The 20,179-nt window shown below is 58.5% G+C and carries 12 protein-coding genes; all 12 read left to right on the forward strand.

Annotated features, from left to right (window positions below; genetic code table 11):
- Nucleotides 1-15 precede the first annotated feature (15 nt).
- The gene (locus CFB81_RS03975) at nucleotides 16-798 is read left to right on the forward strand and encodes an ABC transporter permease (protein ID WP_089434629.1); all 783 of its coding nucleotides are present in this window, start codon (nucleotides 16-18) and stop codon (nucleotides 796-798) included.
- Between the two features lie 10 nt (nucleotides 799-808).
- Complete coding sequence (locus tag CFB81_RS03980) at nucleotides 809-1,558, forward strand: ABC transporter ATP-binding protein (RefSeq protein WP_089434630.1); 750 nt, start codon at nucleotides 809-811, stop codon at nucleotides 1,556-1,558.
- Between the two features lie 281 nt (nucleotides 1,559-1,839).
- On the forward strand, nucleotides 1,840-3,603 hold the full coding sequence (locus CFB81_RS03985) for a glycosyltransferase family 2 protein (RefSeq protein WP_256976059.1): 1,764 nt from the start codon (nucleotides 1,840-1,842) through the stop codon (nucleotides 3,601-3,603).
- Between the two features lie 62 nt (nucleotides 3,604-3,665).
- A complete protein-coding gene (locus tag CFB81_RS03990; RefSeq protein ID WP_089434631.1) occupies nucleotides 3,666-5,099 on the forward strand; it encodes a mannose-1-phosphate guanylyltransferase/mannose-6-phosphate isomerase in 1,434 nt (477 codons plus the stop codon).
- Between the two features lie 208 nt (nucleotides 5,100-5,307).
- A complete protein-coding gene (locus tag CFB81_RS03995; protein ID WP_179235904.1) occupies nucleotides 5,308-8,535 on the forward strand; it encodes a glycosyltransferase in 3,228 nt (1,075 codons plus the stop codon).
- 134 nt (nucleotides 8,536-8,669) lie between these two features.
- The gene (locus tag CFB81_RS04000; protein ID WP_179234857.1) at nucleotides 8,670-9,749 is read left to right on the forward strand and encodes a methyltransferase domain-containing protein; all 1,080 of its coding nucleotides are present in this window, start codon (nucleotides 8,670-8,672) and stop codon (nucleotides 9,747-9,749) included.
- A 66-nt stretch (nucleotides 9,750-9,815) separates the two neighbouring features.
- A complete protein-coding gene (locus CFB81_RS04005; protein ID WP_179235906.1) occupies nucleotides 9,816-11,552 on the forward strand; it encodes a glycosyltransferase family 4 protein in 1,737 nt (578 codons plus the stop codon).
- Complete coding sequence (locus CFB81_RS04010) at nucleotides 11,549-13,939, forward strand: glycosyltransferase (RefSeq protein ID WP_179235908.1); 2,391 nt, start codon at nucleotides 11,549-11,551, stop codon at nucleotides 13,937-13,939. The genes CFB81_RS04005 and CFB81_RS04010 overlap by 4 nt, the downstream gene beginning before the upstream one ends.
- A 624-nt stretch (nucleotides 13,940-14,563) precedes the next feature.
- Complete coding sequence (locus CFB81_RS04015; protein ID WP_089435322.1) at nucleotides 14,564-15,499, forward strand: GDP-L-fucose synthase; 936 nt, start codon at nucleotides 14,564-14,566, stop codon at nucleotides 15,497-15,499.
- 123 nt (nucleotides 15,500-15,622) lie between these two features.
- Nucleotides 15,623-17,005, forward strand: coding sequence for an FkbM family methyltransferase (locus CFB81_RS04020; protein WP_256975921.1), 1,383 nt, complete (start codon nucleotides 15,623-15,625; stop codon nucleotides 17,003-17,005).
- 2 nt (nucleotides 17,006-17,007) lie between these two features.
- Complete coding sequence (locus CFB81_RS04025) at nucleotides 17,008-19,218, forward strand: glycosyltransferase (protein WP_089434637.1); 2,211 nt, start codon at nucleotides 17,008-17,010, stop codon at nucleotides 19,216-19,218.
- A gap of 86 nt (nucleotides 19,219-19,304) precedes the next feature.
- Nucleotides 19,305-20,051 carry a sulfotransferase domain-containing protein gene (locus tag CFB81_RS04030; protein ID WP_143328560.1) on the forward strand — a complete coding sequence of 249 codons (747 nt, stop codon included), beginning with the start codon at nucleotides 19,305-19,307 and terminating at the stop codon, nucleotides 20,049-20,051.
- The last annotated feature ends 128 nt before the right edge of the window (nucleotides 20,052-20,179 follow it).

A 20,179-nucleotide genomic window follows, 5' to 3' on the forward strand; every position in this document is an offset into this window, starting at 1 on the left:
TTCTCGAAAGCTTGCATGCTGAATCTCTCACTCGCTGACCTCAAGAAAAGTATCGCATCGTGGCGATTGTGGACGCTGCTCGGGTGGCTTGAAATCCGGCAACGCTATGCGCGCTCGCGTCTCGGGCCCTTCTGGCTCACGATCAGCATGGGCGTGATGATCACGTCTCTGGGTATCGTCTACGGCACGCTGTTCGGACAGAAGATCAACGAGTATCTGCCGTTCCTGGCGTGCAGTCTTGTGCTGTGGGGCATGTTTTCGGCGACCATCCAAGAAGGGAGCGTCGCATACATCAATAGCGCGTCCTATATCCGCCAGATGGCGACCCCGAAGCTGATCTATATCCTGCAAGTCGTCTGGCGAAATCTTATTGTGCTCGCCCACAATTTCCTGATTGTGATCGTGTTGCTGGCGATTTTTGGTGTAAAGCGGTGGGACACGTTGCCGATCTTCATACCGGCGCTTCTGATTTATGTCATCAACGCGATGTGGATCGCAATGACGATCAGCCTGCTGTCCGCGCGTTTTCGCGACCTCCCGCAGATTGTCGGCGCATTGCTTCAGGTTGCGTTCTACGTGACGCCGATCATCTTCCGTCCGGACTCGCTGACCCGCTTTTCGTTCATCGTCGAATGGAATCCGCTCGCATATCTGATCGACCTCGTGCGTAGTCCGTTGATCGGGCAGGTCCCGAGCGTGACGACATGGGCGGTCACGATTGGCATGGCGCTGATTGGATGGCCTGTCGCGTTGCTCATGACCGGGCGCTATCTCAAGCGCATTCCGTACTGGGTTTGAGGTGCGTACCATGGCATACATTGAATTGAACAATGTGACGCTCGATCTGCCGATCTTCGATGTGCAGGGGCGATCACTCAAGAAACAAGTGCTCCGCATGGGGCGGCGTAACCGGATCGCCGAGGGCAACGACGGCGTGATCGTCGTGCGCGCGCTCGATAACGTGAATCTGCGTTTCGAACGTGGTGACCGCGTCGGCCTGATCGGGCATAACGGCGCGGGGAAGTCGACGCTGCTTCGCGCGATGGCGGGTATCTATCCGCCCACCGCCGGTACGCTCGCGCGCGATGGGAAAGTCGTGCCGCTGCTCGATATTGGCCTCGGCATGGACGAGAATTCGACCGGGATGCAGAACATCCGGCTTCGAGGGCTGCTGCTCGGCATGTCCGATTCGGAGATTCGCGAGAAGCAACGGGACATCGCCGAATTTTGCGAGCTCGGCGATTATCTCGATCTGCCCATTCGCACGTATTCTAGCGGGATGAAGGTGCGACTTGCGTTCGCAGTGTCGACCGCGGTCGACGCCGAAATCCTGTTGCTTGACGAAGTCATGGGCGTTGGTGACGCATCGTTCATGCATAAGGCCGAGGCACGACTGGCGGATCTGCACAGTCGCGCGGAAATCGTCGTGCTTGCGATGCACTCCAACTCGGAAATCCGTAAGGTTTGCAACAAGGTGCTCTGGATGGAGCGCGGAAGTGTACGGGCGTTCGGGCCGACGGAAGAGATCGTGTCGGCATATGAAGCGGCAACGGCCTGAGCGATCGTCGTAAGCTCCGAAGCTGACGGACGTCGCGTTGGCCGTTCGCGGGCTCGTGAGGCAGGCGGGCGCGATGGCAGCGGGAAGGTCGGGCGCAACATCGAGAGTCGTCGAATCGCAGGCGTTGCAATCGGCGCGCCGGAAGATATGGCAAGGTGTGGGGCAAATTGAAACTGTTGGAGATACATTCGCTGGCGAAACGGGCAGCCGGAGGTGGTGGCCTCCGCGCCGTCCTGCGCAAGGCATATGGCGTATATCGCCGCGAGGGCATCGCTGGCGTGATGCACAAACTCGTTTGGCTGCGGGCCGGCGCGCCCGGAATCATTGGCCGTGACGACTATGTCGATTGGGTACGTCGCTACGATCGGATCGATGATGCGACGCGGGATACCATTCGGCAGCACATCGCCGGTTTCAATCGCCTGCCGGTGATTTCCGTGGTCATGCCCGTGTACAACCCCAAGCCCGAATGGTTTGCAGCAGCGATCGAATCGGTACGCGGCCAGCTTTATCCTCATTGGGAATTGTGCATCGCCGATGACGTATCGACCGATCCGGCCGTTCGTCCGTTGATCGAGCGTTACATGAGCGAGGATCAGCGTATCAAGGCTGTATTTCGCGAACAAAACGGGCATATTTCTGCCGCCTCGAACAGCGCTCTGGCGTTGGCGACGGGCGAGTGGGTCGCACTTCTCGATCACGACGATTTGCTTCCGGAACATGCGCTTTACCATGTGGCTAACGTCATCGAGCAGAATCCTTCCGCGCGCATGATCTACTCGGATGAGGACAAGATCGACGAGTCGGGAGTGCGTCACGACCCTTATTTCAAGTGCGCGTGGAATCCCGACTTGTTCTACTCCCACAACATGTTCAGCCATCTTGGCGTTTACGAGAGAGCGTTGCTGAATGAAGTGGGAGGGTTCCGCGTCGGATATGAAGGGTCGCAAGACTACGATCTGGCGTTGCGCTGTATCGAACGCACGGACGTCGCGGCAATCCATCACATTCCACGCGTGCTTTATCACTGGCGGGTTCATTCGGAGAGCACCGCTTTCAGCTCGGACGCGAAACCTTATGCCGCGGTCGCCGGAGAGCGGGCCCTCAACGAGCATTTCGAGCGGCGGGGCGTGGACTGCAAAGTGGAGTACATCGGCTATGGCTATCGGGCCCGGTATGCGTTGCCGGCGAGGCAGCCGCTCGTCAGCCTGATCATCCCGACGCGCAATGCCGCTCAACTGGTGCGCCGATGTATCACCAGCATTTTCGAGAAAACGACGTACGCGAACTATGAAGTCATCCTGATCGACAATGGTTCTGACGATCCGGAAGCCTTGCGCTATTTTGAATCGATAGCCGGGGATCCCCGTATCCGCGTCTTGCGCGATGACAGTCCGTTCAATTATTCCGCGTTGAACAATGCGGCCGTCGAACAGGCGAACGGTGAGTTGGTCGGGCTGCTGAACAACGATGTCGAGGTCATATCGCCGGACTGGTTGTCGGAAATGGTTGCGCTGGCGTTGCAATCGGAAGTTGGGGCCGTCGGGGCGAAGCTTCTTTATCCGGACGATACAATTCAGCATGCCGGACTAGTCCTGGGCATTCTGGGTGTGGCCGGGAACGCCCATAAACACCTGCCACGCGCGGCGCGTGGATATTTCGGCAGAGCAGGCCTCATCAACGCCTTCTCGGCAGTCACTGCGGCTTGCCTTGTCGTGCGCACGTCGATCTATCGCGAGGTGGGCGGGTTGAACGAGCGGGATCTGGCGATTGCCTATAACGATGTCGACTTTTGCCTTCGCATCGGTGAGGCCGGCTACCGAAACGTTTGGACCCCATTTGCAGAGTTGTACCACCACGAGTCGGCCACGCGCGGACGTGACGACGATCCTGTCAGGCGAGCGCGCTTCGAGCGCGAGTTCGAGTATATGAAGGGACGTTGGGGGGACCGCCTGAAGCACGATCCTTTCTACAGCCCGAATCTGACTTTGGCGCGTGACGACTTTGGTTTGGCATGGCCGCCGCGGGTGGAAGTACCCGCATAGCCGCTTGTGCCGAATTTCTCGCACATGCAGTTCTTAGAGCATCATCATTTTACGGAGTTGACGTGAACGTATATCCGGTTGTCTTGTGTGGCGGCAGCGGTACCCGACTCTGGCCGATGTCACGCGGCGGGTACCCGAAGCAATATCTGAAACTGACGGGCAGTCACACGCTCGTACAGCAGACGGTCCGGCGTTTGCATGGTATGGCGGACGTGAATTCGCCGATCGTGATCACCAATACGGAGCAGCGCTTCCTCGTTGCCGACCAATTGCGCAGCATCGACGTGACGCCTTCTGCGGTCGTACTCGAGCCGGTTGGAAGGAATACGGCGCCGGCGGTGGCCGCCGCCGCGCTGCTCGCGCTGGAACAGACGCCGGACGCCTTGCTGCTCGTGCTGCCTTCGGACCACGTCATTCTCGACGAAGCAGTCTTCGCACGAATCGCGTCGACCGCCCGGGACATCGCGAACGAGGGGCATCTGGTGACTTTCGGTATCGAACCGACAAAACCGCATACCGGTTATGGCTATATTCGTCGCAGCGACGCACTTGCGTCGCATGAAGGCGCCTACGGTGTGGATGCGTTCATCGAGAAACCGGACAGCGCCACGGCGGAGCGGTTTCTCGCGGACGGCGGCTACTATTGGAACAGCGGCATGTTCATGCTCAAGGCGTCCGTGTACCTCGAAGAACTGGCGCGCTTCGAGCCCGCCGTTCTCAAGCAGGTCGAACTGGCGCTTGCGCAGGCGAAGCGCGACGACGACTTCGTGCGACTCGATCCCGATGCGTTCCAGGAAAGCCCGAATATCTCGATCGACTATGCGGTGATGGAGAAGACTCATCGCGCAGTGATGGTCGCGACAACCGGCCTCAACTGGAGCGACATCGGTTCGTGGGCAGCACTCGCAGAGATTTCCGCCGCCGACGAGGAAGGCAATACCGTGCTGGGTGACGTGCTGACGGACGAAGTGACCGACAGCTACATTCGCGCGGATCACAGGATGGTTGCCGCGATCGGCGTCAAGGATCTCGTCATCGTCGAAACGGCGGATGCGGTGCTCGTCACGCATCGCGACGAGTCGGAACGCGTGAAGAAGATCGTCGAACGGCTCAGCGCGATGGGTCGGCATGAATCGGTCACGCACCGGAAAGTCGTTCGGCCTTGGGGCTCTTATGAAAGCATCGATCAGGGCGAGCGCTTTCAGGTAAAGCGCATCATCGTCAATCCGGGCTCATCGCTGAGTCTGCAAATGCATCATCATCGCGCGGAACACTGGATCGTCGTCCGTGGGACGGCACGCGTTTTCAATGGCGACCTGGTGACGTTGCTGAGCGAAAACCAGTCGACCTACATTCCGCTCGGTGTGACGCATCGTCTTGAAAATCCCGGCAAGATCCCGCTCGAACTGATCGAGGTCCAATCCGGGGCGTACCTCGGCGAAGACGACATCGTCCGCTTCGAGGATCACTATGGGCGGGTGCCCGCGTCGTCGTAAGCGCCACGTCAATCGCCGAGGCTTTTGGTCACATCCGGCAGGTTCGTCTTGGACGCGTGCCGGTAACCGAAGGCCCGGTGGCGAAGGCGGAAAGGTGGCGCTCGAGCATCCGTGCCCCCCATGAACGGAGCCGCTGTCGGCCGGTCTGGAAATGAACGTAGCCACGGTTGGGACGAGGGTCTTCCCCGGCTGCCAACGTAAAGCAAACATGACTATTGAAACTGCACTGAGAAAAACCCTGCTCGTCATTCCATCGATCAATGGCGCCAAACTTCTGGAGCGGATGCTGCCGACGCTTCGGATTCCTGGTGAACTGGTCGTGGTGCTGGATCAGGGGAGTGCGGACAATACTGAAGAAGTATGTCGCAGCGCAGGTGTCGGCCTGCTGCAGCTTGGGCGAGCGCACACGTACACCGAGGCGTGCAACATTGGCGCGGAAATGGCCAAGGAGCGCGGGTGTGATTTTGTCTTCGTCGCCAACAACGATCTCACGTTTACAACCGATGTAATTCGCGAGTTGCTTGCGGAGCTTTTGACGGATCCGGACCTCGCCATCGTGGCGCCGGCACAGATCCTCATCGACAAGACCGCCACGCAGAGAAAGCTGGCCTACCGGGTCTGCTGGGATCTCGAGACGTTGACTTTCAAGCACGATTTCATCCCGCCTCCGGGCGATACGAAACGTCTGGAAGCCGATTTTTGCGAGCTGACTCTTGCGGGCGTGCGCATGTCGGTCATCGACAAGATCGGTTTTCTCGATAACGAATATGGGTTCTATCACGAGGATGCGGACTTCGGTTTTCGCGTGCGCGACGCCGGATACACCTGTGCATATCTGACTTACTCGCAGATCGAGCACTGGACGAGTTCGACCGTTGCGGAGAAGCCGAGTGAATTCAAGCGCAACTACCTCGCGAAGAACAAGCTCCTGTTTGCGCAGAAGTTTCTTGGGCACTCCGTTTCTCACAGGAATCACCACTCGAAAGAGACGAATTCCTGGAACATCGTCAACAAGAATCTTCATCCGTATTTGAGACGCTACGGTCTCGTTCATCCTGCCGCACCCGAGCTTGTCTTTTCGCATCCAGGCGCAAAGCCTCTCGATTGTCTTTATACGGTTTGGGAGACGTCGCGTTTGCCCGAGTCGTGGCTGGCATTCAAAGAGCGCTACAAGATGGTGCTGACGTCCTCCCGTTGGGGGGTAGAGGTACTGACGCGCGCCGGTTTCGATCGCGTTCATTACGCTCCTCTCGGTATCGAAAGCGATGTCTTTCAGCCTTGGGGGCCGTCGATGCGCTTTTCGGACGGAAAAACCTTTCTGTGGTTTGCCAGCAATCAGTACCGGAAGGGGCTCGACGTCATGGTCAAGGCATGGCGTTCCTTTCATCGTTTGCGACCTGACGCCAGGCTGATCCTGATGGGCACGGGCATCTTGAAAGCCATGCCGAGTCCTGACAGCACGCGCATCTGGAGGAACTTTCGCATAGCCGAATACCTTTCGGAAGGGATCGCGGTTTACGAAAGCGTCGCAGGCATGGACGAGGAGTTTTTGGCGACGCTCTATCGCAGTGCGGATTTCACGGTTTGCTCGTCGCGCTCGGAGGGATTCGGGTTCGGGATTGCCGAATCCATGGCATGCGGTACGCCAGCCATTTTCGGGAATTTCAGCGGAATGGCCGACTTTGCGATTCCCGGTGCGTTGTTGTTGAACGGAATCGAAATCCCGGCCGATTACTCTGACAAGGGTTTCGGCACGATCGGAACCTGGTGGGAGCCGTCCGCCGAGCATCTGGCGACGTTGCTGCTGGAGGCGAACGACATGGACGCGGCGCGATACCGGCTTCTTTCGGAGGCGGGCGTTCGAGCCATTCGCGCGAAATTCTCGTGGCGCGAATGCAGTCTGTCGATCCGTCGAGCGCTGATTGCGGAAAATGAAGGAAAGTTCGAGGTATCGACAAAGCGGTCGAAGACGTCTGCGAATGCACGCGGCATGGCCGGAATGCAGTCGCCGTCGTCTGGCGAAGCGGGCTGGAACACGACGGGTGCGGGCGCGTCCATGAGATGGAAGGGCGTTGTCGTGCGAGGATTCCGTCGTAGCGGCTTTCTGGCGAACTTCTTTGCGGACCGTCTGGAGCAACAGGGTTGGAAGCGCGCGCTTGCGATATCGTCGAAGCAACTGGTCGCTCCTTTTTTCCGGACGCGGATGCAGTGGCTCAGGCAGCGTATCGCAGGCGAAGGGCAGGCATCGGATCAGCAGGCGCCGGTTCTCCCCATTCGCTTCACGAGCGAACCGCTGGAACTGCGGGACGGGGTCCTGTTTATCGGCTATGCCGAGGGCGCATTGGGCCTGGGGCAAGCATTCCGTGCGAACCTGACGGCGGCCGAAGCGGTCGACTTACCGTTTGCTGTCTATCCGTTCCGAGTGGGGATCGAAAGCCGATTGATCGGGGAATACATGCCCCACCGGTACGACAAGAAGCATCCTTACGACGTCAACATGATCGAGGTCGCTTGCGATCAGGTTCCCGCCGTGTTTCGGGAACTGGATCCACGACTATTGGCGCAGTCCTATAACATCCTGTGTCCGTATTGGGAGCTTGCGAGGGCGCCGGAGGCCTGGCGCGGAAATCTTGCTCACATTCATGAGATCTGGGCTCCCAACACGTTCATTGCCGATGCGTTTGCGCATATCTTCGACGGGCCCATCACCGTCATGCCGCCCGCGATGGACGATACCGACGGAGATCATCCGGGGCGGGCGCACTTCGGCATGGACGAGGAGCGCTTTTATTTCATGTTCAGCTTCGATTACTACTCGTCGCCGTTCCGGAAGAATCCACTGGGTGTCCTGCGGGCATTCCAGGAAGCTTTCCCGCTCGGCGACGAGAATGTCGGGCTGGTGATCAAGTCGACCGGGGCACCCGATCATTTCCCCGACATCAAGGCCATCGTGAGCGATGCAATGCGACAGGATCCCCGGATTCTCATGTTCGACTCGAACATGGCGCGCGACGAGATGCTTGGCCTGATCCGTTCGTCGGATGCTTATGTGTCGTTGCATCGTGCCGAAGGTTTCGGGCTCGGCATGGCGGAAGCGATGACGTTCGAGCGGATCGTCATTGGTACCGATTATTCCGGTTGCACCGATTTCCTGACCGCCGAGACAGGCTATCCGATTCCGTACCAGTTGCGGCCGGTGGCGTCCAACGAATATCCGTGGTCGGAAGGGCAGTCCTGGGCGGAGCCCGATCAAGCCGCCGCAGTCGAGGTGATGCGGCACGTTGCAGCGGATCCGTCGGAAGGGCGCAGGCGTGGCAAGTTCGCGCGCGAACGCATCTGGCGCAGCTACGGCTCCGTTCCGGTGGGCGAGGCGATGCGTGACCGGCTCGAAGTGATTTGGGCGAAACGTCGATCCGAACGGTTGTCACGCGATTGAGAATCGGTCGATCGACATCGCATCGCTTGAGCGCATGACGTTCGCTTAATTGATTTTGCCAAGTTCCTGTCGAGATCGCGTGAAGGGGCAAGTTGATGCTCCTCCAACATCTCAAACGCAATTCGGAGCACCTTATGACTGTGAGTCAACTGAAGCAAACCCTGAAACGCTTCGCGCGACCTTTGCTGGGTCCGCTGCTGTTTCGCTTGAATCGGCCGTTGATGGTGATCGAACCCCGGCTCCAACATCTCGAAAACGAACTGCGATCGTCGTCGGCAACCACGGATCGCCTGAAGCAGGAGTGCAGCCGTAGCCAGCGGACGATCGACGATCTGACCAAGGTCTGGTTGCGAGTGCGCAACGACATGAGCGGAATCGACAATCGGCTCACGCATCTGTCGGACATCGAAGAACGGCTGCAAGCTCGGCTCGATGCGGCTATCGCAACAGCAGTCGAAAAGCGCCTTGAAATGGTGGCGAACGGCTCTGCGCAGCCGATCGACGGTCTTCGTCAAGACATGGCGCGGCGCAGTGCCCAGGTCGATGACACATTGCGCTACTTGCTCGACCGCGTCGAATTCGTACGTCGCGAAATGATGTACGAACTGAGCTACGGCGCCGGACGCAATGCCCGACCGGGCGCCGTATCGGATGATGTCGTCGCGAAGGTGCTGGCGCCGGACAAAGTGGAGCGGGCCAAGGCTGCGGGCAACTTCAAGGTTAACTTGGGATGTGGTCACATCGCGATGCCGGAGTATGTCAATGTCGATGCCCGTGAGGTTCCGGGCGTCGATGTGGTGGCCGATGTCGGCGGTTTGCCTTTTGACAAGGGGAGTGTCGACGAAGTGTTTTCATCGCATCTCGTCGAGCATTTCCCGCAGGAGGAACTGCGTCGGCGATTGTTACCACACTGGCGGTCCATGTTGAAACCCGGCGGACGCTTGCGAGCGATCGTGCCCGATGGCGAGGCCATGCTCAACGGGGTTGCGGCAGGCAGCTACTCTTTCGACGATTTCCGCGAGGTGTTGTTCGGAAGTCAGGACTACAACGGCGATTTCCATTTCAACCTGTTGACACCGGAAAGTCTCAAGAAATTGGTCGAAGAAGCCGGATTCGGGCAGGTCGAAGTGCCGGTCCGCGGCCGCCGCAACGGTCAGTGCTTCGAATTCGAGCTGTCCGCGATTCGCTTGGGGTCGGCGGACCAACATCAATGAGTGCAGACGGGAAACCGGCGTGCTGAATCGTACCGGCGTGCGTACTCGTCATTAGAAGATCTAATCGTGCTTTCAGATACCAAGAAGCGCCGCAGGCGAATCCTTGTCGTCAGCAATCTGTTTCCGCCACATGTGTTGGGTGGTGCCGAGGTCGTGGCTCGCCGTCAGGCTCTCGGCCTGGCGGCGAGCGGTCATGACGTGATCGTCTTTACGGGAAGAATTGCGGAAAACGCAGACGCCCGCGGCCGTCTCGATCGGGAAGATGACGACGGGATGGTTGTATGGCGCACCAGCGTGACGTCGTTCGAAGCCAGCGACAATTTCAGGAACGACCGCGTCGCGGAGCACTTCAGGGCCATATTGAATTCCGAGCAACCAGACTTGGTCCATTTTCATAATATGGCCGGACTTGGGATGCATCTCATTCCATTAGCGCGACGTCGAGGCATTCCGGTGGTGGTCACGCTCCACGACCTTTGGGGGGTTTGCTACCGCGGAACGAAGCTTCGCGACGATGGTTCGATTTGCGGCAATACCGAAGAGTGCGGAACCCATTGCAGCGCATCGATTCACCCGCATGATCTGGCGCATTCGGTGCCGATGCGTTTGCGGCGAGACTATATCGTCTGGTGTCTCGGGCACGCTTCGGCACTCGTGTCGCCGAGCGCCTCCCTCGCCGATGCGTACGTGCAGGCGGGCGCAGCCCAGCGCGATCGAACCTTCGTGATTTCGAACGGCATTGATCTCCGCCCGTTCCGGGAATTGAAGCGAGTGCCTTCCTCGACGATCCGCTTTCTGTGCGTCGCCTACATGGGGGAGCACAAGGGAATTCCCGATCTCATCGAAGCGGCGAAACGTCTGTCTGACGACGCATCGTTGAAAGGGCGTTGGTCGCTCACCATCGCAGGTGACGGCCACTTGCTGGGAGATATCCAGCGTCAGATTGCCGATTGGGGACTCGATAAGACTGTCCAGTGCCTGGGGCGCGTGCCGCGCGATCGGATCATTGAATTGATGAGCGCCAGTGACGTGATCGTATTGCCCTCACGTTGGCCCGAGAACGAGCCTGTGTCGCTTCTTGAGGCAATGGCTGCGGGTATGGCGCAACTGGCAACGGACGTTGGTGGTATCGGCGCGTTGATCGAGCAGGGAAAGACGGGGACGCTTGTGCCGCCCTGGGCTCCTGACCGGCTTGCCGAAGCCATGCGGGCATACATCGACGCACCCGAGCGCGCCCGCCAAGAGGGCGAAAGGAACGTGGCTCGTCGCGAAGGATATGCGGAAGAAGCCGCTGTTGCCCGCCTGCTTGACGTATATGAGGACGTGCTGGCGGATCCGCGCTCATTGCCCAGCGAACCGATAGTGTTGTGCGCGGGCGGCGCACCGAGCCGGGAAATTGTTGATGCGGTGCAGTCGCTCCATCAGACGGAAGACGAGGTCGGCGCAGGGCGACGCGTACGCTTGCTGTGGCACGACTGGTTGCCTGCGGACGCGTGGGCGGACGCGGCTGCCTTCTGGAACTGGAGCGAGGACATCGAGTTTGCGGCTGCATTGCAGGCCATCCGATGGGGACTGCCGATCATTGTCTCCGCCGAATGCAAATCCCTGTCGGTGGTGGGGCAGATGTTCGGTGGCGTTCGTGCGGTCGAGTCCGGTGCCGATGTTCGGGACCTGCTGGCGAGCGTCGCGGTCGATCCGGCGGCATTGCCTCGCGCGTGGAATCCGCGCGGCGCTGCCGACATGCTTGCGACAATCGCGCCGCAAGCGTCCTTCCATATCCCTTGCCCGGACATTTGGCCATGAATTTGACGAAAGTAGATCAGGTGCGGAGGCGTCACTTCGTTATCTGCAACGAGCGCTTGTTACCGCGTTTCGGGGTGGATCGTCTCCTGTTGGTGCTGGGCCAAAGCCTTGTGCGGCAAGGGCATCTCGTTACGTTCGTGTGTCTACGCTGCGACGAGGCCGCGGTTCGACAGGTTTCGCCCGCCTTGCAGATATGGGACGACGTCGGGCGTCTGTCGATCGTGTACGCGGAGGAGCGCGCGGCCGAGCATTTGCGTGAACGCTGGAATCAGATGTTTGCCGAGCAGGGTCCCGATGTCGTCATCGTTGGCGGTTGGCCCTTTTTCTCGGCAGCGTCGGTGTGCGCGGAGCGCGGCGCCAAGTCTGTCTTTATCGACGCCGGCGCGGTGCCTCAGGACGGCATGCCGGAGGGCGTGCTGCCGACGCAGCGCGAATTGCGGCGCATCCGGGCGCGCGAACTTCCCCGCTTCAGCGCCGTCCTGCCAATCAGTGCGTTCATTCGCGAAACCCAGACCCTGCCGGACCGGGGAAGCGCGGCGGGCGTGGAGACGATCCTGCTTGGCGCAGATCATTTGCAGAGTTCCCTGTTTGGTGCGCCTGACGGCAGTCACGTCGATGACGAGGCATTGAGTCACGTACGATCTCTCGTCGCGACCGGTTTCAAACCGGTGATGTTGCTTGGGCGTTTCGAGCCGCTGGGCTACAAGAATGGCCCGGTCGGTCTGCAGGTATTCGAACGTATCCACGAGATTGTTCCTGAAGCGCGGCTGCTGGTGCTGGCGCGCGAAGGAGAATTCGCGGTACCCGAAAAAATCGCCGATGCAATCGTATTCCTCGGTTTCGTCGGGGATGCCGCGCTCAACGAGATCATGCGCCAGTGCGAACTGGGCATAACGGTGTCACTGTGGGAAGGCTTCAATTTGCCACTGGCGGAAATGCAGTGGTTGAGTCGCCCGGTACTTGCATTCAGCCTCGGCGCCCACCCGGAAGTCATTGCGGATCCATGGCTGCTTTGTGGTCAACCGGACGACATGGTCTACAAGGCCGTGCATATTTTGACGCAGGGCATTCCGTCTCATCTGACCGAGGCGCGGTTCGAACGGTTTCGCTCGTCCTTTGGTTGGAAAGCGACGCTTGACCAATATCTGTCCGCATTGGCGCGCATCGCGGATCAACCTGCGCGCGAGACGCTCTCTGCGGAATCCGCGGCGTCTGCCGCCCCGAGACTGGTGCTGGTGGATTGCACCAATTCGGCCGTCGATCCAGCCAACCCCGGCGTGATTCGCGTCACACGACGTTTGTGCCGAGCGCTTCAGGGTTCGGCCGGGGTGATGCCGGTGTTCGTGCGCTGGGATCCGGACATCGAAGGCTATCGGCTGCTCACCGATCGCGAGGGAGAGACGTTGGCGACCTATGACGGACCTGTGCACGTCTCGTTGCGGGACGCGTTCGGGACTGTCGAAAATTGCATGAAGGTGCTCGGTAATGGCAAGGCGCCGGTATTCTTTTTCCCCGAGGTCGCCTTGGACGGTACGGTGCACAAGCGGGTCTTATGGGCTCGCGCGCGGAATCTCGTTATCGGCGGTATTTTGTACGATGTCATCCCGATATCGCATCCGCCGTTTTGTGCACGAGAAGTCGTCGAGAAGTTTCCCGGCTATCTGGAGGCACTGGCTTCATTCGATACCATCTGGTCGATTTCCCGCGAGAGTCTCAAGGAATTCCAGGGCTATGCCGCGCGAGTTGGACTTCCATGCCCGTCGGGGGAAGCTGTCTATCTGCCTGGGCAGTTCGGTGCCCGGCCGCGTGTGCAGGCATTCGCCGACGAGCCCGGTAACGGGGCATTGACGATCCTTTGTGTCTGCAGCATCGAACCGCGCAAGAATCACCGGACATTGGTGGAGGCCTATCGATTGCTGCGAGCGCGTCGCCCGGATCTACCGTTGCAACTCGTTCTGGTGGGTCATCGCTTCGCCGAAGCGGACGACCTGATTGCATGGCTCCAGCACATGATGGCGGAGGATCCAAGTATCAAATGGGCAGGCTTGCTGACCGATGAAGCGCTTGCCGAGGAGTTTCGCCGTGCCGCCTTTACCGTCTATCCGTCAATTGTCGAGGGATACGGGTTGCCGATCATGGAGAGTCTTTGGATGGGTACACCATGTCTGTGCCATTCCGAGGGAGTCATGGCCGAACTCGCGGAAAAAGGCGGCTGCATGACCGTGAACATGCTTGACGAACATGCGCTTGCAGCAGCGATGGAACAGTTGGCCACGCAGCCGGAGTTGCGTCGCCGCCTGGCGCAAGATGCCCTTGATCGCGAGATCTTCGATTGGGCGGATTACGGCTCGGAAATCGAGGCGCGAATCGCGGAGTGCGTCGGCTAAGGCGTCGCGACCTGCTTCGATGGCGAGGCTTGGGGCAGGCGGCGCTCGTCGCCGCTTCACTCCGCGTCGACCATAGGCCAAGTGCTTTCAGATAATTCTTCTGGTCGCCACGCGGACGGGAGGGGGATGGATTCAACCCGAAAGGCCCCGGTGCCAGGTGATTTGACGGTCAAAATGCTCGTGCCGTTCTTGGCGCATCCTGGGCGTTCGGTGGTTCATACTCGAACTTTAATGCGACCCTAATCTCAATATGGCCGATACCTGTCAATCGGTAATCTGGCGTGGATCCAGTGACGAGATTTTCCGGGTAGAACGTGCTGCATGGCGGTCCGCCGCGGAACGAGGGGCGTGCCCGCTGCGCGGGACAACGATCACAACCGCACGACGTCATCAAAAAATACGCCTTCCGGCGGTAATCTGGGCAACGGATTTGTCCGGTTCGGACTGTCTCATCTCAAAAATGCTCCCGGGCGCACAGTTCAGTGATTTAAAATTTCTTTATAATTTTCGCTCGCTGTAAAGTTAAGTTGCGAAGGTTGTCAGACAACCATCTTGTGTCAATTTCCCCGATTTGTGGCAACTACGTGAATGCTCGGATCGGCGCGCTATAAAGAGAGGCTAGGCATGACCGTATCGAGCGAGCGAGTTTTGATCACCGGGGCAGGCGGCGTAATCGGCCGCGCCCTGAAGAAGGAGTTGAGCGATGCTGGATACCAGAACGTTGTTGCAATTGCAAGCGGAGACGTTGATTTAAGGGATCAGATCGCGACGGAGCGCGCCTTCGACGAGTTGCGTCCCACACTTGTGTTCCATTTGGCCGCGCGCGTCTATGGAATTATGGGGAACATGTCCAACCGCGGTGTTGCATACCTCGACAACGTCCGGATCAACACCAACGTGATCGATGCAGCTCGCCAGACCGGTTGCCGCAAGATTGTCGCAATGGGTTCCACGGCAATTTACTCGGATCGCGTTCGCTTGCCGATGTCCGAGGACGAAATCTGGGTTGGCGAGCCGCATCATTCCGAAGCGCCGTATGCGCATAGCAAGCGGAGCATGCTTGCGCAACTGGAGGCATACAAGGAGCAGTACGGTATCGACTACGCATTTTGCGTATCCACCAACCTGTTTGGGCCTTACGACAAGTTTGACGAGAAGTTCGGCCACGTCATCCCGTCGCTCGTGTCAAAGTTTCAACGGGCCGTCGACTTGGGTCAACCCCTCACGGTTTGGGGAACGGGGAAGGCCGAGCGCGATTTCCTGTTCAGCTCGGACGCTGCCTATGCCATGCGTCTCGTCGCGGAAAAACATAGCGGTGCGATCAATATCGCGACAGGTGAGTCGCACACGATCCGCGATACGGTCGATACGCTGTGCCGCATCTCGGGCTACCAAGGCACCGTCGAGTGGGATGCGACGAAGCCGGACGGACAGAAATTGCGTGCATACGACGTGTCGCGCCTGAAGGCCTTGGGATTCAAGCCCAGGGTGCCGTTTGAGGACGCTCTTGCAGCCACCTATGACTGGTATTGCAACAACGTTGCAACCGCCAGAAAGTAAGACGCTTCGCACGGAGTGGGCTCGTTGCTTCGCGCGCGAACTCGCCGTCCCCTCAATCCATCGTTGCCGAGCGTTGTCCAACAGATGAAATTTGTATCGTACGCACAGAACTTCGAAGACGTCATGCTGTGGCGCGCTCTTGCCAAGGTAGAGCGTGGTTTTTACATAGACGTTGGCGCCTCGGAGCCGTATGCGGATTCAGTCACTGCGGCCTTTTATGAGCGTGGCTGGCGTGGCATAAATATCGAACCCATGAGCGGTCCCTTTGGTCGTCTCGTCGAAGCGCGACCGGAGGATGTCAATCTGGAAATCGCGATCGAGAATAAACGAACGGCTGCACGATATTTCGCGGTCGACGGCGGTAACGGGATTTCAACCGGCGTGAAAAGGCTGGCCGACTCGTACCGGGACTCGAATTGGGATGTCAGTCAGATAACGGTTGCCGTCACAAAGCTGAGCGACATTTGCGAGAAATATGTTGGCGATCGATCGATTCACTTCCTGAAGATAGATGTCGAGGGGAATGAGCGCGAGGTGCTCGCGAGTGCGGATTTCGACAGATTCCGCCCGTGGATCGTACTGGTGGAGGCAACGGAGCCAAACTCACCCGTTCCCTCCCATTACGATTGGGAGGAGTTCCTGCTGAACGCGAAATATCGTTTCGTCTATTTCGACGGATTGAATCGGTTTTACGTTGCCGATGAGAAATTCGCAGAACTCGCACCGGCTTTTGCGACGCCGCCAAACTGGTTCGATGGCTTCGTTCGTGCTGCCGAGGCAAACGCCGTGCGAAAAACGGCAGATTTGGAGGCAAATCTCTCGGATGTGACACGGCAATTGCACGAAGTGCGAGATGGCTGGTTGATGGAAAGGGAAGGCCGCCAGAATATGGAGAATATGTTGGCCGAAGCACAAAAGGGATGGGCTCTGGAGAAGGGCGCACGTGAGAATCTGGAGGCAAGGCTGAGCGCCATTGATTTTCAGACGAGCAATGGTACACACAAATCCAATGGTGAATCGACGCGGGAGGCCGACGATTCCGAGCCGGACGCGCAGCGCTCCATGGGTAATGAAGACCTCGGTGCATCTCTTCGGGCAGAGGTCGAAGCGCTGCGTGCACAGCTTGAGGACAGTGAGAAGCGGGTGTCGGCGCTCGGTCGCGAAAGCGACAGTTGCTATCAGGAACTCTACGAGTCGTCGAGACACGCCGCATGGCTGAGTCACGAAAGAATTCGTCTCCTCTCGCGTGTCGACGAGTCCGAACGGCTCATTATGACGCTTCGGTCGCAAAAAGAAGAATTCGAGCAGCGAAGTGCAGCTCTTCAATCGCGGAACGAAGAGCTGGAAGGGCTCGTGGCAGTCCTGCAATCGCAAAACCAACAGTTGTCAGCGGAGATCGCCGCCGAGGCACGGAAATCGGCGGATGCACTTCGAGCAGTATTTGCCAGTACGTCGTGGCGGCTGACGAAACCACTTCGTAGTATCAAGCTCGCAATTCGACGATAGTCATGGTTTCTACGGAGCAAGTTTTGGCAGCTGAATCAGATTCGATTTGCGTGATCGGGCGGTGTACGTTTGGGACGGGCATTGGCGCGGTCACTTTCGCCGCGTGTGAGTTGCTGAGTCGATATTATTCGATCTCCATTTTTCCGACGGAGCCTCACTTCCGTTCGGAACGCGAGATCGTCCTGCCGAACGGCACTGCGATTCCTGTATGCACGGATCTGTCGGGGGTGAAGGTCGCTTTTTACACGGACGTGCTGTGGAACGGTGCATACGACTTCAACTACACGCTTGTTCCGCGCGATGCGTTGAGTTTTGCCCATGTGGCTTACGATTCCGACGAGTTGCCGTCGCAGTGGGTCAATATTCTCAACGAGCATTTCGATTTCGCGCTATTCATGAGTCGACATCTGGAAGATGTCGCGTTGAAGTCGGGTGTCGAGATCGGCGTCGGTACGCTGCCGCTCGCGCTGGACATCGAACGGCTATTGAGTCGACCCTTCAGAGCGCCGTCGGGCGGCAAGATCAAGTTCTGCTCGATCGCTGCGTTTCATGCGCGCAAGGGTGTCGAGGCACTTGTTGAGGGGTTCATCAAGGCGTTCGGATCTCGCGATGATGTTGAACTGACCATTCACTCGAATCTTGCAATCGGCGACAGCCTTGAGCGCGTCCGACGACTGGTTGAGGGTCGGGATGCACGAAATATCGTGATCAGTTGTGCACCGCTCAGCGATCAGGAAAAGAACGCGCTGATCGAAGGTTGCGACATTTTTGTCAATTGCTCCCGTGGGGAAGGCTATTCCATCGGCCCGCGAGAGGCACTCGCATTGGGCAAGGTGCTGGCAATCACCAACGTCGGCGGTCATAACGATCTGTACCCGGCGCCTGGGGTGTTCGCGATACCGGCGACGATCGCGATGCCTGCGCGTTATCCGGAGATCGACAACCTGGTTGCAGGACGGCAATATGCGGCTAACATTGCCGATATAGCGACTGCGCTGACGGATGCTTTCGAGTACGTGTCATCCGGCCTGAGTGGACAGACGATGCGCGTGCGGCGCGAGCTTGCTGCCGAATTCAGCTTTACGAACCTGGCGGTGAACTATGGCGAATTGATCGACACTCGGCTCCGGTCCTTTCGCCCCCGGGAAAAAGGGTCGCGTTTCGCCAGACCCCCGGCGCAATTGCTTGCAACGGTCGAGCGTGTGATCGGTTCTCGTTCCGCCGCCTTGCCGGGTGTGGATCGCGTTATCGCGCAAGCGCATGACGGCGGCTTCTTCTCGGTCTTCAATGCATTCATGAGTCATTTGGTGTGGGACCAAGGTGACAAGAGATGTCACATGGTTTTGCCCGACTGGAATGTGGATCGCATGATCGATCGGCTGGGCACCGACAAGTTTACGAGCTTCTGCTATGGGCGCCCGGGCGAGGGGAATGTCTGGTCCAAACTTTTCCAGCCCCTTTACGGTCTCACCGAAGAGGAAATGGACGACCCAGATTTTCTATACAAAAAGGGGCGCCCACCGCTTGCGACCTTCAATGCGGACCGTGAACCGCAGCTCACCTATATTCACGCCTATAAGCTGTATACGAGCGGACAATTTGCTCGATTTCGCCGGCAGTATCACAAAGTCTTCAAGGATCACGTTCGCCTTCAGGAAAAATATCAGAGCGAACTCGACGAATTTCGTGCTCGCCACTTCGAAGGCAAATTCGTCATTGCGGCGCACGTCAAGCATCCGAGTCACGTCATCGAACAACCCGACGGCAAGATCGCACACGTGCAGGCGTATATAGACAAGGTCCGCTCTCAGCTGAACGCTCGAGGAATCGACGAGCACTCGTCGGAGTGGGCAGTATTTCTCGCGACGGATCAGGATCGCGTCGTCGATGCATTCCGGGCCGAGTTTGGTGACCGGATGGCGTGCTATTCCGACGTCCGTCGAACGACGAACGCGGAAGATGCGCGCTACGATCAGCTCACACCCGAACAGCGACGAGCAGAAGGATTCCAGGTGCAGCACCTTGTCGCCGCGAACCAGGCTAACTGGGACGCCAGAATGGCGTGGGAAGTAATCCGGGATGCGATGACGATGTCTTATTGCCACATACTGCTGCATATCGTGAGCAATGTTTCAACGGCGGTGTCGTACATGAATCCCGACATCGAGCTCGTCTTTTGTTCAGCAGACGAGCTCAGCAAGGCAGGCGCGTGACGACTGCGTTTTTTATTTGAGAAAGCGTGGCGCGGCCGATGGCCGTCGCCATACGACTTTAGACAGTTGCATCTCTGGAAACATCAATGGACGAAGTATCGCGCATCGCGGTTGTGAGCTCGCCAAGAAGTGGCAATTCGTGGATTCGGTCGACGATCGCGGGAGCACTCCAGATGGAGGAAATCGCGGTCCACAATTATCTCGATGCACCGTCCACATTGCCGGCGAGATGTTTTCTGCAGATTCACTGGTACCGTGAACCGAATTTTCAGGCGTGGCTTCGCGCCAATCGATTCACCGTGCTTACGGTGGCAAGGCATCCGCTCGATGTCCTTATCTCGGCGCTGCACTACATCAAATACGAACCGGGAACATCGAGGTGGCTGGAGGGGAACACGAACCTGCCTGGTAACCTCGCGACTGCGAGCCCCACGTCGCGCGAGTTCCTTGAATACGCGTTAAGTACGGGGGCCGAAGATCTGCTATCGGTCACCTATCAATGGTGGAACGATGCGCAGGTGATGCGCTTGCGGTACGAGGATGCGGTTCGTGATCCCGAGCATGTGCTCGGCTCGCAGGTCACTGCCCTAGGCGGGGATGCGCAGCGGGTTCGCCCGTTGCTCGACAGCCTCAGCATGGAGAAAATGCGCGCGACGCCGAACCGACACGGCTGGCAGGGGAAGCCAGGTCTGTGGCGTCGCTTGATTGTCCCGCAGGATGCATTTCGGATATACAAGCGACATCAGCGTGTGTTCGATTGTCTTGGATATTCCGTAAAGCCATACTTTCTGACTCGCGGATCCGCACACAAGCACTGGTTGCAGTTGCTGTAGATCGTGTCTTTGGCCGTCCGCGAGCGGTGCGGCCGATGGATCCATTGGCGAGCGTGCATCGACTGCCCGGTGTCTGCGTGCTGCCGGATTTTGGTCGACCGGCATGGCCGACGGCTGAGATCGTCGAC

It is taken from the genome of Burkholderia sp. AU28863, assembly GCF_002223195.1.
In the GTDB taxonomy this organism is placed as follows: Bacteria; Pseudomonadota; Gammaproteobacteria; order Burkholderiales; family Burkholderiaceae; genus Burkholderia; species Burkholderia sola.

What these genes read in the sequence shown, in the direction of transcription:
- CFB81_RS04030 (WP_143328560.1), top strand. Translation starts at nt 19,305, where the DNA reads ATGGACGAAGTATCGCGCATCGCGGTTGTGAGCTCGCCAAGAAGTGGC.
- CFB81_RS04000 (WP_179234857.1), top strand. Translation starts at nt 8,670, where the DNA reads ATGACTGTGAGTCAACTGAAGCAAACCCTGAAACGCTTCGCGCGACCT.
- CFB81_RS03995 (WP_179235904.1), top strand. Translation starts at nt 5,308, where the DNA reads ATGACTATTGAAACTGCACTGAGAAAAACCCTGCTCGTCATTCCATCG.
- CFB81_RS04020 (WP_256975921.1), top strand. Translation starts at nt 15,623, where the DNA reads ATGCTGTGGCGCGCTCTTGCCAAGGTAGAGCGTGGTTTTTACATAGAC.
- CFB81_RS03975 (WP_089434629.1), top strand. Translation starts at nt 16, where the DNA reads ATGCTGAATCTCTCACTCGCTGACCTCAAGAAAAGTATCGCATCGTGG.
- CFB81_RS03985 (WP_256976059.1), top strand. Translation starts at nt 1,840, where the DNA reads ATGCACAAACTCGTTTGGCTGCGGGCCGGCGCGCCCGGAATCATTGGC.
- CFB81_RS04010 (WP_179235908.1), top strand. Translation starts at nt 11,549, where the DNA reads ATGAATTTGACGAAAGTAGATCAGGTGCGGAGGCGTCACTTCGTTATC.
- CFB81_RS03980 (WP_089434630.1), top strand. Translation starts at nt 809, where the DNA reads ATGGCATACATTGAATTGAACAATGTGACGCTCGATCTGCCGATCTTC.
- CFB81_RS04015 (WP_089435322.1), top strand. Translation starts at nt 14,564, where the DNA reads ATGACCGTATCGAGCGAGCGAGTTTTGATCACCGGGGCAGGCGGCGTA.
- CFB81_RS04025 (WP_089434637.1), top strand. Translation starts at nt 17,008, where the DNA reads ATGGTTTCTACGGAGCAAGTTTTGGCAGCTGAATCAGATTCGATTTGC.